Source organism: Streptomyces sp. NPDC018045 (assembly GCF_044327445.1).
Lineage (GTDB): Bacteria > Actinomycetota > Actinomycetes > Streptomycetales > Streptomycetaceae > Streptomyces.
The window spans coordinates 506827-523186 of the sequence record NZ_JBIRFL010000003.1 but is presented as its reverse complement, the minus strand read 5'-3'; the positions used below and the strand labels follow the sequence as shown (position 1 = coordinate 523186).

The 16360-nt window shown below is 72.5% G+C and carries 14 protein-coding genes; 7 read left to right on the top strand and 7 right to left on the bottom strand.

Annotated features, from left to right (window positions below; translation table 11 throughout):
- Positions 1-243 precede the first annotated feature (243 nt).
- The gene (locus ACH4EB_RS09960; RefSeq protein ID WP_398346886.1) at positions 244-588 is read left to right on the top strand and encodes a hypothetical protein; all 345 of its coding nucleotides are present in this window, start codon (positions 244-246) and stop codon (positions 586-588) included.
- Positions 589-624: 36 nt separating this feature from the next.
- On the opposite strand, the gene ACH4EB_RS09955 is transcribed toward ACH4EB_RS09960, so the two are convergent.
- On the bottom strand, positions 625-843 hold the full coding sequence (locus ACH4EB_RS09955) for a hypothetical protein (RefSeq protein ID WP_398346885.1): 219 nt from the start codon (positions 841-843) through the stop codon (positions 625-627).
- 149 nt (positions 844-992) lie between these two features.
- Between ACH4EB_RS09955 and ACH4EB_RS09950 the strand changes: the two genes are divergently transcribed.
- The 6 genes from ACH4EB_RS09950 to ACH4EB_RS09925 all read left to right on the top strand — a co-directional run bounded on the left by ACH4EB_RS09950 (position 993) and on the right by ACH4EB_RS09925 (position 7680).
- Complete coding sequence (locus ACH4EB_RS09950) at positions 993-1658, top strand: class I SAM-dependent methyltransferase (RefSeq protein WP_398346884.1); 666 nt, start codon at positions 993-995, stop codon at positions 1656-1658.
- A gap of 75 nt (positions 1659-1733) precedes the next feature.
- Entirely contained in the window at positions 1734-2570 is an 837-nt protein-coding gene (locus ACH4EB_RS09945) for an alpha/beta fold hydrolase (protein ID WP_398346883.1), read from the top strand.
- Positions 2571-2592: 22 nt separating this feature from the next.
- A complete protein-coding gene (locus ACH4EB_RS09940; protein ID WP_398347067.1) occupies positions 2593-3126 on the top strand; it encodes a TetR/AcrR family transcriptional regulator in 534 nt (177 codons plus the stop codon).
- Positions 3127-3477: 351 nt separating this feature from the next.
- On the top strand, positions 3478-3948 hold the full coding sequence (locus ACH4EB_RS09935; protein WP_398346882.1) for a MarR family winged helix-turn-helix transcriptional regulator: 471 nt from the start codon (positions 3478-3480) through the stop codon (positions 3946-3948).
- Between the two features lie 11 nt (positions 3949-3959).
- On the top strand, positions 3960-6542 hold the full coding sequence (locus ACH4EB_RS09930; RefSeq protein ID WP_398346881.1) for an MFS transporter: 2583 nt from the start codon (positions 3960-3962) through the stop codon (positions 6540-6542).
- A 280-nt stretch (positions 6543-6822) separates the two neighbouring features.
- A complete protein-coding gene (locus tag ACH4EB_RS09925; RefSeq protein ID WP_398346880.1) occupies positions 6823-7680 on the top strand; it encodes a YceI family protein in 858 nt (285 codons plus the stop codon).
- 97 nt (positions 7681-7777) lie between these two features.
- Here ACH4EB_RS09925 and ACH4EB_RS09920 read toward each other — a convergent pair whose 3' ends face one another.
- The 6 genes from ACH4EB_RS09920 to ACH4EB_RS09895 all read right to left on the bottom strand — a co-directional run bounded on the left by ACH4EB_RS09920 (position 7778) and on the right by ACH4EB_RS09895 (position 16329).
- Complete coding sequence (locus ACH4EB_RS09920) at positions 7778-8014, bottom strand: chaplin (protein ID WP_398346879.1); 237 nt, start codon at positions 8012-8014, stop codon at positions 7778-7780.
- A 168-nt stretch (positions 8015-8182) separates the two neighbouring features.
- Complete coding sequence (locus ACH4EB_RS09915) at positions 8183-9091, bottom strand: TetR/AcrR family transcriptional regulator (RefSeq protein WP_398346878.1); 909 nt, start codon at positions 9089-9091, stop codon at positions 8183-8185.
- A gap of 43 nt (positions 9092-9134) precedes the next feature.
- A complete protein-coding gene (locus ACH4EB_RS09910; RefSeq protein ID WP_398346877.1) occupies positions 9135-10820 on the bottom strand; it encodes an MFS transporter in 1686 nt (561 codons plus the stop codon).
- A gap of 114 nt (positions 10821-10934) precedes the next feature.
- Positions 10935-13151, bottom strand: coding sequence for an ArnT family glycosyltransferase (locus ACH4EB_RS09905; protein ID WP_398346876.1), 2217 nt, complete (start codon positions 13149-13151; stop codon positions 10935-10937).
- Positions 13148-14611 (bottom strand): glycosyltransferase, encoded by a 1464-nt coding sequence (locus ACH4EB_RS09900; protein ID WP_398346875.1) that lies wholly within the window; start codon positions 14609-14611, stop codon positions 13148-13150. Before ACH4EB_RS09900 ends, ACH4EB_RS09905 begins: the two co-directional genes overlap by 4 nt.
- A gap of 26 nt (positions 14612-14637) precedes the next feature.
- Complete coding sequence (locus ACH4EB_RS09895; RefSeq protein ID WP_398347066.1) at positions 14638-16329, bottom strand: sensor histidine kinase; 1692 nt, start codon at positions 16327-16329, stop codon at positions 14638-14640.
- Positions 16330-16360 lie beyond the last annotated feature (31 nt).

Sequence of the window (16360 nt, the reverse complement as noted above, 5' to 3'; positions counted from 1 at the left end):
CTCCGACTCGCAGCAAGGGTGAGGGAACTCCTCTCACCCACGCCGCCTACGCCCTTCACAACCCTCTGCGCGCCAGTGCCCCCCTCCCCGCCGCCAGGCTCGCGCCCCACCCCCTCGACACTCCCTGGACGGCCACGCCTCCGCCCTCGTACGGCCGTACCTCGCCGCCTTCGAGGCGCACGCCCACGCGCGGCAAGCCCGGCTCGTCGCGCGCCTCAGCGCGTTCCCTGGGGAGTTCGCCGCGTGAGCGGGAAAGCGGGGCCCGTGCCGGGGCTGCGGCTGCTGCCCTGGTCTCAGGAGGGCGGTAAGCAGTGCCTGCTGTCGACGGACGGCGACGGCTACGCGTCGCGGCTCGCCGACGACGTCGAGGCGGCGCAGCTCGACATGGGCACGGAGCTGCTCGATCACGCGGGGGCGCTGCTGGGGGAATCCACCGCGTCCGCCAGTGAACTGCGTTTCCTCGCCCATCGATTGGTCGAGGCGCTGCATGACGCGCTGCGGGTCGCCGACAGCCGAGGCCGGCGGATTCCCGGCCCGGGCGTGGGGAGCGGAAAGGAGATCGTCGGCCGCTTGACGGCGGCCGAGTGAGGGGACGTCAGGACGGCGCGGCCGGGGCGCGGCCGGTCAGCTCAGCGCGAGCCACGCCGCCGCGGCCACCACCGCGATCGCGACGATCACGCCGACGATGACACCGACGCGGGGCCCGCCGGACGCCTGCTGCCGTACCGCGGCCCGACGGCCGCCGGGCTCGGGGGCGCCCTCGTCCACGAAGGCGCGGAACATCTGCGTGCTGCCGGCCGGGTCGTGCTGGCCGTTGGCCGGGTTCTGCTGGTAGTTCGCCATAGGCCAGGACCCTAGCGAACCCGGCATGTGCGGCACACCCCTGGGCCTCGTGCGTCACAGCACAGTTGCGGCGGCCCGACGGCGCGTGCGGCGGACCCGGCCGCGGCCCCACGTGGTTTCCTGGCCCGGACGAAGGGAGCGGGCGAGCCGTGAGCGGTGACGGGCAGGACCTGGCCGGGGCCCAGCGGGAGCACTGGCAGCGGACGTACGGCTCGCAGCCCGGTATGTACGGCCGGCGGCCCAGCGCACCCGCTCGGTACGCCGCCGCCGTCTTCCGGTCCGCCGGGGCACGGGACGTGCTGGAGCTGGGGGCCGGTCACGGGCGGGACGCCCTGCACTTCGCCCGCGAGGGTTTCTCCGTGCGGGCCGCCGACTTCTCCGCCGCCGGTCTGCTGCAGTTGCGGCAGGCGGCCGGTGAGCAGGGCCTCGGCGAGCGGGTGAACTGCGTGGTGCACGACGTACGCGAGCCGCTCCCGCTGCCGGACGCCTCGGTCGACGCCGTCTTCGCGCACATGCTGCTGTGCATGGCGCTGTCCACCGAGGAGATTCACGCGGTGGTCCGGGAGGTCCGGCGCGTACTGCGGCCCGGAGGCACCTTCGTCTACACCGTGCGCCACACCGGCGACGCGCATCACGGCACCGGCCTCGTGCACGGTGACGACATCTACGAGCACGGTGGCTTCGCCGTGCACTTCTTCCCCCGCCGGCTGGTCGTCGCCCTGGCCGAGGGCTGGCGGCTGACCGAGGTCCACGCCTTCGAGGAGGGCGAGTTGCCGCGCCGCCTGTGGCGCGTCACCCAGCAGGTGCCCCGGTGATCGTTCCGCCGTTGACACACAGTGGTTAATACTCTTAGCTTTTGGCTAATGACATTAGCCACGCCTGGGGGCACCTTGACCGAGTACCTGGCCGTCGACGGCGGCACGATCGCTTACGAGGTGACGGGGTCCGGCCCGCTGACCGTTCTCGCGCACGGCATGGGCGACAGCCGCGCCGCGTACCGCGCCCTGATCCCGCCTCTGGTGGCGGCGGGCCACCGGGTCGCCGCGGTCGACCTGCGTGGCTGCGGCGAATCCAGCGTCGGCTGGCCGGCCTGGAGCCGTACCGCCATCGCCGGCGATCTGCTCGCCGTGGTCCGGCACCTGGGCGGTCCGGCCGTGCTCGTCGGCCACTCGATCTCCGGCGGCGCGGCCACCATCGCCGCGGCGCGGGAGCCCTCGCTGATCACCGCGGTGGTCGAGGTGGCGCCGTTCACCCGCAAGCAGTCGGTCCGCCTCGGCGACCTGCGGGTGAAACGTTTCCGGCAGGGCATGCTGCGGCTGCTCGGCGCGGGCGCGCTCGGCAGCGTGCCGCTGTGGCGCGCGTACCTCGATGTGGCCTACCCCGGCGGGAAGCCGGACGACTGGGCCGAGCGGCTCGGCCGTATCGACTCCCTGCTGCGCGAGCCGGGCCGGATGAAGGCTCTCCAGGGCATGGGCCGCAGCACCCCGGCCGACGCCGGCGCGCAGCTCGGCAACGTCCGCCGCCCGGTCCTGGTGGTGATGGGCACACGCGACCCCGACTGGGCCGACCCGCACGCCGAGGGGGCGGCCATCATCGATGCCCTGCCGCCCGGCCTCGGCCGCCTGGAGATGATCGAGGGCGCCGGGCACTACCCGCACGACCAGTTCCCCGACCAGGTGGTCTCGCTGATGCTCGGATTCCTTGGAACGGACGCCGCTCGTGCCTAGGGCCGGCCTGGACCCGGCGGCCGTGGTCACGGCCGGCGCCGCCCTCGCCGACGAGGTGGGCATCGCCAACCTGACGATGGGATTGCTGGCCGAGCGGGTGGGCGTGCGCGCTCCGTCCCTGTACAAGCACGTGGGCGGCCAGGAAGACCTCAACCGGCGTATCGCGGCCCTGGCGTTGAGCGAGGCGGCCGATGCCGTCGGCCGCGCGGTCCAGGGGTACGCGGGCCGCGACGCCCTGGCGGCCGCGGCCCGCGCCTTCCGCACCTTCGTCCTGGAGCACCCCGGCCGGTACGCCGCGACGATCGGCAGGCAACCGTCCGGGCCGGACGACCCGCTGGCAGCCGCGGGGCAGCGGCTGCTCAGCACGTTCACGGCGGTGCTGCGCGGTTACGAGATCGCGGCGTCCGACGTGGACCACGCCCTGCGGATGCTCCGCAGCCTCTGCCACGGCTTCGCCACGTTGCAGGCGGCCGACGGCTTCCGGTGGAGCGCCGATGTCGACGAGAGCTTCGAGTGGCTGATCACCTTCGCCGACCGGGGCCTGCGCGCCATGTGACCGGGATACGCGGGAGGCGGGCCGCCGGGGCGGGCACCTCCGCGGCGGTCCGGGCCGCCCCTCCGGGTCCTGCGCCCTCCCGGATCCGCGCCCCCGGATCCGCGCCCTCCGGTCCCGTGCCCTTCGGTTCACGACGGCGTGCCCGCCCAGGCCGTCGGCGGGGACCGGGCCGCCATGCTCACGCCCCCGCCCTGACCTGCGCCTTTACACCCTCACCGCACCACCTTGACCGTTGATCTTGCCAACCTTTTGGATTCCTTTACCTCCCCCAGACAAGGAATCGTTTGCCTTCAGCAACCAAGTGGTTCTACGGTTGCTCAAGGCAACAAAAGAAGAAGTGCGGAGGTGCCCATGGCCGCTCAGAGTCAGTACGAGGAGCTGGCCCGGCAGCTCAGTGCCATCGGTGCCGTCAAGCGGGAGATGGGGCGGATCCTGCCGCCCGACTGTCCGCCCGCTTCGGCCGGTGTGCTCACCCTGCTCGACCGGTACGGCGAGATGCGGATGAGCAAGCTGGCGGAGCTGCTCGCGATCGACATGTCGGTCACGAGCCGGCACGTGGCCCACGCCGCCGAGCGCGGCTGGATCGAGCGCGAGCCCGACCCGCAGGACAAGCGGTCGCGGCTGCTGCGGCTGACACCGAGCGGCAGGCTGCTCCTGGCGGAGCTCTCCGAGCGTTACACCGCATCACTCGCCCGGTATCTCGACGACTGGTCCGACAGCGACGTCGGCCGTCTCAACGAGCTGCTCGCCAGGCTCCGTACGAGCTTCGGCGACTGCCGTATCCGGGCGCATCACGAAACCACCCGCACACCCGCGGAATGAAAAGGAACCACATGGCTACGACCACACCATCCGGTGTGCGGGGCGGCCACGCCAAGCACGGGGGCCACCCGGCTCCCGACGGGGCGCCCATGACGCACCGTCAGATCATGGAGGCGATATCCGGGCTGCTGCTCGGCATGTTCGTCGCCATCCTGTCCTCGACGATCGTCTCCAACGCGCTGCCCGAGATCATCCATGACCTCAAGGGCGGCCAGAGCGCGTACACCTGGGTCGTCACCGCGTCGCTGCTGGCGATGACCGCGACCACCCCGCTGTGGGGCAAGCTGTCCGACCTGTTCAGCAAGAAGCTGCTGGTCCAGGTCGCGCTGGTGATCTACGTGGCGGGCTCGGTGGTGGCCGGTCTGTCGCAGAACTCCGGCATGCTGATCGCGTGCCGGGTCGTGCAGGGCATCGGTGTGGGCGGACTGTCCGCGCTGGCCCAGATCGTCATGGCCGCGATGATCTCCCCGCGTGAGCGCGGCCGCTACAGCGGCTACATCGGCGCCACCTTCGCGGTCGCCACCGTCGGCGGCCCGCTGCTGGGCGGCGTCATCACCGACACCAGTTGGATGGGCTGGCGCTGGTGCTTCTACGTCGGCGTGCCGTTCGCGGTGATCGCCCTGATCGTCCTCCAGAAGACCCTGAAGCTGCCCGTGGTCAAGCGGGACGTCAAGGTCGACTGGGCGGGTGCGTTCTTCATCAGCGCCGCGGTCTCGCTGCTGCTGGTGTGGGTGACCCTGGCGGGCGACAAGTACGACTGGATCTCCGGCCAGACCTTCGCCATGGTCGGCGGCGCGATCGTGCTCGGCGCGATCTTCGTGTTCGTCGAGTCCCGGGCGAGCGAGCCGATCATCCCGCTGCGGCTGTTCCGCAACAAGACGATCACTCTTGCCTCGATGGCGTCGCTGTTCGTCGGTATCGCGATGTTCTCCGGCACCGTCTTCTTCAGCCAGTACTTCCAGCTCGCGCGCGGCGAGTCGCCGACCATGTCCGGGATCATGACGATCCCGATGATCGGCGGTCTGTTCATCTCCTCGACCGTCTCCGGTCAGATCATCACCAAGACCGGTCGCTGGAAGGCCTGGCTGGTCTCCGGTGGCGTGCTGGTGACCGCGGGCCTCGGCCTGCTGGGCACCATCCGGTACGACACCGAGTACTGGCACATCGCGATCTTCATGGCGCTGATGGGTCTCGGCATCGGCATGATGATGCAGAACCTGGTGCTGTGCACGCAGAACCAGGTCGCCCCGCAGGACCTCGGCTCCGCCTCCTCCGTCGTGACCTTCTTCCGCTCCCTCGGTGGTGCGGTGGGCGTCTCGGCGCTCGGTGCGGTGCTCGCCAACCGCGTCACGCACTACGTGAAGGACGGCGTGCAGGAACTCGGCCCGCAGGCCGCGGCCAAGTTCGCCCAGGGCGGTGCCGGCGGCGGTGGCGGCATCCCGGACCTCGACGCGCTCCCCGCCCCCTTCCGGACGATCATGGAGAGCGCCTACGGGCACGGCGTCGCCGACGTCTTCCTGTACGCGGCTCCGTGCGCGCTGCTCGCCTTCCTGGTGACGCTGTTCATCAAGGAGGTCGCGCTGAAGACCCAGGGCGGTCTGGCGCAGTCCGGCGAGTCCGAGGCGGCACCGGCCGGTGCCCCCGCGGCCGCCGGTGCGGCCGCCGCCACGGCACCGCAGCCGGAGCCCGCCCTGGTGGGCGCGGGTGCCCCGGTGGGCCTGGACGACGACGGCCGGGCGCCCTCCTGGGCGCAGCAGCCGACGGCGTCGGCCACCACGCAGCCGCTGGCGGCGTACGCCTCGGCGGGCGGCGGTGACGAGGTCCCGGCCGGCCCGGCGATCCACGGCTCCGTCCGCGGCGCCGAGGGCCACCCGGTCGCGAACTCCGCGGTCACGCTGATCTCGCTCAGCGGGCGTCAGCTCGGCCGCTCGGTCGCCCAGGCCAACGGTTCGTACGTACTGAACGCCCCCGGCGCCGGTTCGTACGTGCTGATCGCGGCCGCCGACGGCCACCAGCCGCAGGCGTCCACGGTCGTCGTCGGCGAGGAGGCCCTGGCGTACGACATCTTGCTCAGCGGCACCAGCGGCCTCGGCGGCCAGGTCCGCAGCGCGGTCACCGGCGAGCCGGTGGCGGACGCGATGGTCGTGGTCACCGATGTGCGCGGCGAGGTGCTGGCCACCGGCAAGACCGGCGAGGAGGGCTTCTTCTCCTTCGACGAGCTGGCCCCCGGCACGTACACCATCGCCGTCAACGCGGCCGACTTCCGGCCGACGGCACTGCCGGCCGAGGTCGGCGGGCAGGGCACGACCCGGATGGAGATCGAGCTGCTGTCCGGCGCCCGGGTGCAGGGCATCGTACGGGCGGGAGCCGACCGGCGTCCGCTGCCGGACGCGCGGGTCACGCTCGTGGACGCGGCGGGCAACGTCGTGGCCAACTCCACCACCGGTGAGGACGGCGCGTACGCCTTCACCGACCTGGACGCGGGCGACTACACGGTCATCGCGAGCGGCTACCCGCCGGTCGCCAACGGCCTGACGGTCGACGCGCGCGGGGTCGACGGCTACGACGTCGAGCTCGCCCACCCCGGCGAGTGATCCCGGGCCCGGGGGTCGCCGTACGGCGGCGGGCCCCCGGGGACCCCGGTGAGCCGGGACCCGGACACGTCCGGAAGCCCCGGTCAGGCCGGAAGCCCCGGCAGGACCGGGACCCCCGGTAGGGCCGGGGGACAAGACCCCGGTTCACGGTGTCCTTTTGAGCGGAGAGGCAGCGCGGACCGGACCCCAGGGCTCCGGCGGCGGCACGCGCACAGGCAGGGGACGGCCTGCGTGCCGCCGCCCGGAGCCCGACATGTGAGAGGCAAGAACGGGAGTGGGAATGACTTCGACGGGCGCGGCAGCGGGAGCGGCCAAGGGCGCGGGCGTACGCGCACAGGTCCGTACACGGGACGGCTGGGCGGTGCAGCACGCGGTGCTGACCGTCACCGACATGACCGGCACCCAGGTGCTGCGCGCGGCGGCCGACGAGGACGGTGTCGCACGGGACGCGCAGCCGCTGGCCCCCGGCCCGTACACGGTGATCGTGACGGCCGTCGGCTACGCGCCGGTCGCCTCCAGCGCGATCGTGACGGCGAGCGGCCGGATGGACGTCGGCACCGTGGTGCTGGCCCGCCAGGGCGGGGCCGAGCTGCCGCCGCCCGGCGCCTGGACCATCGACCCGACGCACTCGACGGTCGCGGCGACCGCCCAGCACCTGGGCATCACCAGCGTGCACGGCCGCTTCCTGGACTTCGCGGGACGCATCGAGATCGCCGAGGACCTGGAGAAGTCGTCGGTCGAGGCGGTCATCAGGACGGCGTCGATCGACACCGGCAACGGGATGCGCGACGGGCACCTGCGGACCGGGGACTTCCTCGACATCGAGCAGTACCCGGAGATGACCTACCGCAGCACCGGCCTGGAGCCGGCCGGCCCCGACCGCTGGACCGTGCACGGCGACCTGACGCTGCGCGGCGTGGTCCGCCCGGTGGACCTGGACCTGAGCTACCTCGGTACCGGCCCCGACCCGTGGGGCGGCGTGCGGGCGGCCTTCAACGCCACCGCCGAGCTGCGCCGCGAGGACTTCAAGATGAACTACAACCAGGTCGTCGCCGCCGGAATCGCGGCGATCGGCACGACCCTGAGGGTCGAGCTGGACATCCAGGCCGTACAGGGCGAGAACCTGCCCACGGCCTGACGACCGCGGCCCATACCCCGACCGGGGGCCGCATGCGACGGTGCCCCGCCCCTTGCAGCGCTGCAAGGGGCGGGGCACCGTCGTGCGGGGAGTCCCGTCAGTTGGTCTTGCACTTGTTCCCCGTGGCGGGGTTCAGCAGCCCGATGACGTCGATGGTGTTGCCGCAGAGGTTCAGGCCGAGGTCGATCGGTACCTGAATGGCGTTGCCCGACAGGATGCCGGGCGAGTTGGCGACCTTGGCACCCGCCCCGGCGTCGGCGACGGCGGTACCGACGCTGCCGAAGACGGCGGCGACGGTCAGGACACCCGCGCTGATGGTGGTACGAACGCGCATGTGGAGCTCCTTACGCTGCGCTGAGAAATGATCAGAAAAGAGGTACACACGGCGCGGTGACCGGAAACCGCCGCGCCCGCCGATGCCCACGTTCGGCGGGGGCCCTTCACCCGTCCGGACGCGCTCGACGCCCGTACCCGGGGGGCGAGGTGATAGGGCCGCCGTCAGCTACCTTTTGGTGGTCTGATCCGTTCTGGTGCGGGTGGTGGAAGAGGCGGGAGGGACGCCGGTGCCGGCTGCTGCGGCGGCGTCGGTGACGTCGGCGGCGTCATTCGCTGCGGCCGTCGCCTGTCCCCGCTCCCGTTCCTGTTGCCGCTCCCGCTCGCGCATCGCCTCGATGCCCGCGATCTGTAGTTCGAGGGCGAAGGCGAAGTCGTCGGACAGCCGCTGTTCCGCCGACAGCTCCTCACGGGCGTACGTGGCGTTGACGGACAGCTCCATCGTCTCGGCGAAGCGCGGGCGGTCCCGCACCGCCTCCACGACCTGCTGGAAGTACTCGTCCAGGGTGGTGCCCTCGGCCCGGCAGTGGGCGCGGTGCTGGCCCTGGATGCTGCAGAAGCCGTAGACGAACTGAAACACGGCGGCCAGCGCGCCCGACGTCGACTCCTTCGACAGGCCGCTGCGCGCCATCACCCGCAGCGTCGCGTTGGAGAACGCCATCGAGCGCGGCCCGAAGTTGAGGTACTCCCCCAGGAGCCTGGGCAGCCACGTGTGGGCGAGCAGCAGTTTGCGGTACTCGAAGGCCAGGTGGCGGAGCTGGTCGCGCCAGTCGGCCCGCTCGTCGGACTCGTCGGGCAGGTCGAGTTCGCCGGCCACCGCGTCCATGGCCAGTTCCAGCAGGTCGTCCTTGGTGTCGACGTACCAGTAGACGGACATGGCCGTGACGCCGAGTTCGGCGGCGAGGCGGCGCATGGAGAACTTCGCCAGGCCCTCGGCGTCCAGCAGCCGGACCGTGGCCGCGACGATCTTGTCGAGGTCCAGTCCGGCCGGCTGCTCCGCCTTCCGTTTCACCGGGGGGCGCTCGGCCAGCCACACACTCCTCGGCTGCTTCCCGGCGCGGCTCGAAGTCGCTGCCATCTCGCGCCCTCCCTTTCGTTCACGCAGTGGTACGGAGTCGATGCTATTCCGGCCGGGCGGCGGCCGGACGCGGGCGTACGGAGCCGTCTTCCGGGGCGGCGGATCCGGGCGCCATGGCGCCGGACGACGCGGCTCCGGACAGGGCGGCCTCGGTGCCGGGGGTTTTGGTGGCGGCAGCTCCGGTGGTGGGGCCTTCCGTCGCGGGGTCTTCGGCGGCCGGGGTGCCGGCGGTCGGGAGGCCGCGCTCCGCACGGCGCAGCAGGAAGGCCGCGAGCAGCCCGCCGAGGAAGACGGCGGCCGCGCCGACCAGTTGGCTGGTGCCGATGCCGGAGGCGAACGCGTCGTGGACGGCTGCCCGGTCCGCGTCCGTACGGGCCATCGCCAGCGCGGCCGGCAGCGAACCGGCACCCAGGGCGACCGCGGGCAGCAGCGCGGCGAAGCGGGAGTTGAGGACCGCGCCGAGGACGGCGACGCCCAGGCCCTGGCCGAACTCCATCAGCGTGCCGTTCACGCCCGCGCCCACTCCGGCCTTCTCCACCGGGATCGACGACATGATGGCGTTGGCCATGGTGGGCATCGCGAACGCCACGCCGACACCCATCAGCAGCAGGCCGAGCAGCATGCCGCCGTAACTGTCGCTGCCGAGGGTGGCGATGGCGGTCAGACCGCCGGCCAGCAGGCTCATGCCCACCACGATCATGCCGGGGGTGCCCAGCTTGGGCAGCAGCCGGACACCGAGGCCGGTGAAGTTCAGCGCGACGACCATCAGGGCCAGCGGCGCCATCCGCAGCCCGGCCTCCAGTGGCCCGTATCCGAGGACGAGTTGCAGGTGCTGGGTGAGCAGGAACATCGAGCCGCCCATGCCGAAGGCCACCAGGATGCCGCCGGAGACCGCGCCGATGAACCGGCTGTTGCGGAAGAAGTGCATGTCCAGCATCGGGTTCGGTATGTGCAGTTCCCACAGCGCGAACACGGCGAGGCCCACGACGCCGACGGCGGCGGAGAGCAGCACCCGGCCGGAGAGCCAGCCGCTCTCGGGCCCCGAGATGATCGCGAAGACCACGCCCACCATGCCGACCATGGAGAGCAGCGCGCCGACCAGGTCGGGACGGTCGCCGCTGGCGTTCTTCGACTCGGGGACGAGCCGCACCACGGCGACCAGGCCGATCAGGGCGACCGGGATGTTGATCAGGAACAGCGAGCCCCACCAGAAGTGGGCCAGCAGGGAGCCGCCGATCAGCGGCCCGGCGGCGAAGCCGAGCGAGTTGACCGAACTCCAGATGCCGATGGCCTTCGGGCGCTCGGCGTCGTCGAAGATCTGCATGACGACGGCGAGCGTGGTCGTCATCAGCAGCGCGCCGCCGACGCCCATGGCCGCGCGGGCCGCGATGAGCTGGCCGGGCGACTGGGCGAGGGAGGCGGCGAGCGAGGCGACGCCGAACAGCACCAGGCCGAGGGCGAGCATCTTCTTGCGGCCGTAGCGGTCGGCGGCGTTGCCGGCGGTGAGCAGCAGGCCGGACTGGACCAGCGAGTACGCGTTGAGCATCCACTGGACGTCGGCGGTGGTCGCGCCCATCTCCTCGGTGAGCGAGGGGACGGCGACGTTCAGGACGGTGTTGTCGAGCAGGACGGTCAACTGCGCGAGACAGATGACCGCGAGGATGAGCCAGCGGGTGGGATTGCGGGCCGGGCTCACGGGTGGAGTGGCACCGGAGGCCACGGAGGACATACGGGCTCCCTGTACGGAGAGGTCGAGCGGAGCAGCGGGACATCTACACCGTACAGGGAGCGCTATACGCCGTACAGCCAATAAGAGAGAGGGCAGGCCGGACCTCTGGTCACATCACGAGGCGGGTCGCGTCAGGTCGTACAGCGTCGTATTGCCGACGGTCACCTTCTCGAAGGACTTCTCGACCCAGCTCGTGATGTCGGACGAGGTGGACTTCTGGGCACCGTTCGGCCCGAAGAAGCCGCCGCCCGTTCCGCCGCCGATGTAGTAATGGATCTTGCCCTGGCGTACGTACTCCTTGAACTGTGCGAGCGTCGGCGACGGGTCGCTGCCGTTGAAACCCCCGATGGGCATGACCGGCACCTGGGCGGCGAGCTGGTAACTGGCGGCGTTCTGGGAGCCGGTCGCGGCGGCCGCCCAGGTGTAGTCGTCCGCGTCCTTCTGGAGGGCGGCCTTGGCCTTGGCGCCGACCTGCTGACCGTTGAGGAGACCGCCCAGCATGTTGCCCTGGGCGGGGGCTTGGGTGGGGGTTCTGCCGGGGTTTCGGCCTTGGCTCTGGCGGGGGTTCTGGCCTTGGCCGGGGTTCTGGCCTTGGCCGGGGTTCTGGCCTTGGCCGGGGTTCTGGCTCTGGCCAGGGGGCGGGCCGTCCTTGCCTCCCTTGCCTCCCTTCCCGTCCTTCCCGTCCTTCCCGTCCTTCCCGTCCTTGCCTGCCTTTCCGCCGGGTCCAGGCCCCCCGACGACGATCATGCCACCGTGCCGGCCCCCGGCGCCCTCCACCGCCGGGCCGGCGGTGACGATCGACCCGGTGTGCGCCGTGCCGACCGTGTTCGCCGCGTACGCCACCGGACCGCCCAGCCCGGCGGCCACGCCCAGACCGGCGGCCACCACGGCCAGCCGCCGGCCCATCCGTACGGACAGCAGCAGTCCCAGCGCCGCCACGGCGCCGACCGCCAGCACCGACCAGCGCAGCCACGGCAGCCACTGCGGCGAGCGGGCCAGCAGGACGTACGCCCACGCAGCCGTCACCGCGACGGTGCCCGCGAGAACGACAATGGCGGCGGTGCGGTCGCGCCGCCGCCACAGCAGCGTCGCGCCCATCGCGACCAGCGCCGCGATGTACGGAGCCAGCGCGATGTTGTAGTACTGGTGGAAGATCCCGGACATGAAGCTGAACGTCGCGAACGTGATCAGCAGCGCGCCGCCCCACACCAGGAACGCCGCGCGCGCGGCATCCGTCCGCCCCGCCCGCCGCAGCACGACCAGCCCCGCGACCAGCAGCAAGAACGCGGCCGGCAGCAACCAGGAGATCTGCCCGCCCATGTCGGAGGTGAAGAGCCGGGTGATGCCGGTGTCACCCCAGCCTCCCCCACCCCCGCCTCCGCCGGGGCGGCCGCCGCCCACGCTGCCGGTCTCGTTGCCGTTGATGCGGCCGAGGCCGTTGTAGCCGAAGGTCAGCTCCAGGAAGCTGTTGCGCTGCGAACCCCCGATGTACGGGCGCGAACCGGCCGGCCACAGCTCGACGATCGCGACCCACCAGCCGCCGGACACGACCATCGTCAGCCCGCCGAGCAGGAGTTGGCCGAACCGCCTGCGCACTCGCGTGGGTGCGCAGACCGCGTACACGACCACCAGCGGCGGCAGGATCAGCCATGCCTGCAACGTCTTGGTCAGGAAGGCCAGGCCGAAGCAGACACCCGCCAGCACCAGCCACTTCGTACGGGCGTCCTCCAGCGCGCGCAGCACGCCGTACACGGCGCACACCATCAGCAGGCACAGCAGGGCATCGGGGTTGTTGAAGCGGAACATCAGGGCGGCGACCGGCGTCAGCGCGAGCAGCGCCCCCGCGAACAGCCCGGCGCCCACCCCGAAACGGCGCCGTACGGCCGCGTACAGCACCCCGACCGTGGCGACGCCCATCAGCGCCTCCGGCACCAGGATCGCCCACGAATTGAGGCCGAAGAGCCGTACGGACAGGCCCATCGGCCACAAGGCGGCCGGGGGCTTGTCGACGGTGATGGAGTTCGCGGCGTCGGACGAACCGAAGAAGAACGCCTTCCAGCTCGCGGAACCGGCCTGGGCGGCCGCCGAGTAGAACTGGTTCGCGTAACCGGACGCGCCGAGGTCCCAGAGGAAGAGCGCGGCGGACGCCAGGAGCAGCGCGAGGAGGGCGGGGCGGGCCCAGCGGGGGGAGGCGGAGGGGGCGGCCGGGCCGGGTGCTGCCTCGGTCGGGCCCGCCGGATCGGTGGAGTCCGCCGGATCGGTGGGGCCCGCCGGATCGGTCGGCTCCGTCGGCTCCGCCGGTTCGGTGAGGCGGGGGTGGTGCGTGGTCATCGGGCGCTCCTGCCGAGGTGGTGCGGGCGGTGCGAGAGGTTCGGTACGGCCGGGTGGCGGTCCGGTGCGTTGTCCCGGCCCGTCGCGGTGCCCCGGCCTGTCGCGGTGCCCCGGCCCGGTGCGCTGTCCAGGTCCGGTGCGGTATGCCGACCCGGTGTGCTCATACGACCGTTGCCGCCGTGCCGACCGTTGCCGCCACCCCCGCCGTCCCGCTCCCGGTCCGAGAAGACCCATGCCCGGAAGAGCAGGAACCGCAGCAGCGTCGCCGCGAGGTTCGCGGCCACCAGCACGGCCATCTCGGTGCCGTGCGCGGGGTCGCCGGTCGCGGCGTCCAGCGCGGCCAGGGACCCGCTGGTCAGCGCCAGCCCGATGCCGAAGACGACGAGCCCCTGGGCCTGGTGGCGGACGGCGCGCTCCCGCCCCCGTACGCCGAAGGTCAGCCGCCGGTTCGCCGCCGTGTTGCCGATCGCCGACAGCAGCAGTGCGGCGGCGTTGGCCGGCTGCGGCCCGACGCCGAGCCGGAAGAGGGAGTAGAGGCCGAGGTAGAGCAGGGTGCTCAGGGCGCCGACCGCGCAGAAGCCCAGGATCTGGCGGGCCAGACCGCGCGGTACGCCGGTCAGTTCGCGGTCGCGCGGGTCGTCACCGAAGGGGCGCGCGAGCCGGTCCAGCGGAAGCGCGCCGGTCGCCAGCGCGCGCCCCACGCGCCAGACGCCCTTGAGGTCCTCGGTGGCCGTCCGCACGATGTGCACGGTGCTGTCCGGGTCGTCCACCCAGTCCACCGGCACCTCGTGGATGCGCAGCCCGGCGCGTTCCGCGAGCACCAGCATCTCGGTGTCGAAGAACCACCCGCTGTCCTCGACCATCGGCAGCAGCCGCTCGGCGACATCGCCGCGTACGGCCTTGAATCCGCACTGCGCGTCCGAGAACCGGGCCGCCAGCGAACCGCGCAGGATGAGGTTGTAGGAGCGGGAGATGAACTCCCGCTTGGGGCCGCGCACCACCCGCGAGCTGCGGGCCAGGCGCGAGCCGATCGCCAGGTCGGAGTGGCCCGAGATGAGCGGGGCGACCAGCGGCAGCAGCGCGTTCAGGTCGGTGGACAGGTCGACGTCCATGTAGGCGAGTACCGGCGCGTCGGAGTGGGACCACACGGCGCGCAGGGCCCGGCCGCGGCCCTTCTCCTCCAGGCGTACGGCCGTCACCTCGTCGATCGCCTCGTCCAGCGACGCGGAGATCTCGGGCGTGCGGTCCGTGCTCGCGTTGTCCGCGACGGTGATGCGGAAGCCGTAGGGGAAGGTGCGGGAGAGGTGGTCGTGGAGCCGGCGGACGCACGGCTCCAGGTCGGACTCCTCGTTGTAGACGGGGATCACGACATCGAGCACCGTGTCGATCTGGCCGAGGCGCAGATGCTCACGGGGCGGCAGGGAGCCCAGGGGGGTATGGGCCGGCTGTGTCGTCGTCATGGCACCGACACTCGCCAAGTGCGCTGTCACCCTTGTGTGGTGCCGCTGTGCCCAGGCTGTGAATGGGCGTATTCAAGGGGCGTGTGGGAATGCTGGAGGGCGCGTGTGGCGTCGCGCGCCGGTCCGTCGACGGGCAGCCGGACACGGAAGACGGTCTGTCCGGGCACGCTCTCCACGCCGACCGTGCCGCCGTGCGCCGCGACCACGGCCTCCACGATCGCCAGCCCGAGCCCCGTACTGCCTCCGGCACGGGAGCCCGTACCGGAGGCGGTGGTGGAGGCGGCGGCACCGTCGCCGTCGCGGCCGGTCCGGGGGGCGTTGTCGTCGCCGGTCCGGGGGGCCGGGCATCCCGTATGGCAACCGGTCAGGGGGGCCGCGTCCCTCGCACGGGAAGCGTCCCGAGCACCCGCGTCCCCCGTACGGGTACGCGACGCGTCGCCGCGGGCGAAGCGCTCGAAGACGTGCGGCAGCAGTTCGGGCGGCACGCCGGGGCCGTCGTCCCGTACCTCCAGCCGGACGAAGTGCCCCGCCCCGGGCAGCGGCATCTCGCGCCGCAGGCGGGCGACGACCGTGGTGCCCTCCGGCGTGTGCGTACGGGCGTTGGCCAGCAAGTTGACCAGGACCTGGAGCAGTCGGTCGGGATCGGCCCGTACGGGCACGGGGTCGGCCGGCAGCTCCAGGCGCCACTGGTGACGGGGGCCGGCGGCGCGGGCGTCGCTGACGGCGTCCACGACGAGCGGCGCGAGATCGGCGCACTCGTACGACAGCGGGCGCCCGGAATCCAGTCTGGCGAGCAGCAGCAGATCCTCCACCAGCCCGGTCATGCGCACCGCCTCGGACTCGATGCGGCCCAGGGCGTGCCGGGTGGCCGGGCCCGGCTCCTCGCGGCCCCGCCGGGTCAGCTCGGCGTAGCCCCGTATCGAGGCCAGCGGCGTCCGCAGCTCGTGGCTCGCGTCCGCGACGAACCGGCGGACCCGCGTCTCGCTCTCCTGCCGGGCGGCCAGCGCCGACCCCACGTGACCGAGCATCCGGTTGAGTGCCGCGCCCACCTGCCCGACCTCCGTACGCGGGTCCGCTTCGGCGGCCGGGACCCGCTCGTGCAGCGCGACCTCACCGCGGTGCAGCGGGAGTTCGGAGACGCGGGTGGCGGTGGCGGCGACCCGGCGCAACGGCCACAGCGCGATACGGACCGTGGCGGCGCCCGCGAGACCGGCGGCCACCAGACCCGCCGCGGTCACACAGACCTCGACGACGATCAGCCGCCCGACGACGTCCTGCACCTCGCCGGACGGCAGGCCGACCAGCGCGGAGTCGTCCGGCGCCGACTCGACGCGGTAGTCGCCCAGGCCGGGGAGGGTGACGGTGTGCGGACGCCCGTCCCGCGGGACGACGGCCAGCGCCCGTACCTGCTCGTCGGTCAGGCTGACCAGGTTCTGCGCGGGCAGCGGATTGCGCGCGTCGATACTGCGGGCGGCGGCGGTGACGTCGCCCTCGGGGGAGAGCCGCGCCCCGACGGTGCCGATGGGCCGGCCGGGGCCCGCGATGAACCCGAGGTCACGGTGCCCGGTGAAGTCACCCTGCCGTCCGACGGAATGCTGGGCCGACTCCCGGAGTTTTCCGTCGAGTTGGTGCTGGAGGTAGGAGTGCAGCGCGATGGTGGTGACCGTACCGATCACCGCACAGACCACCGCGATCAGCAGAACCGCCGACACCACCAGCCGCGTCCGCAGGGTCCACCGCCGCGGCCGG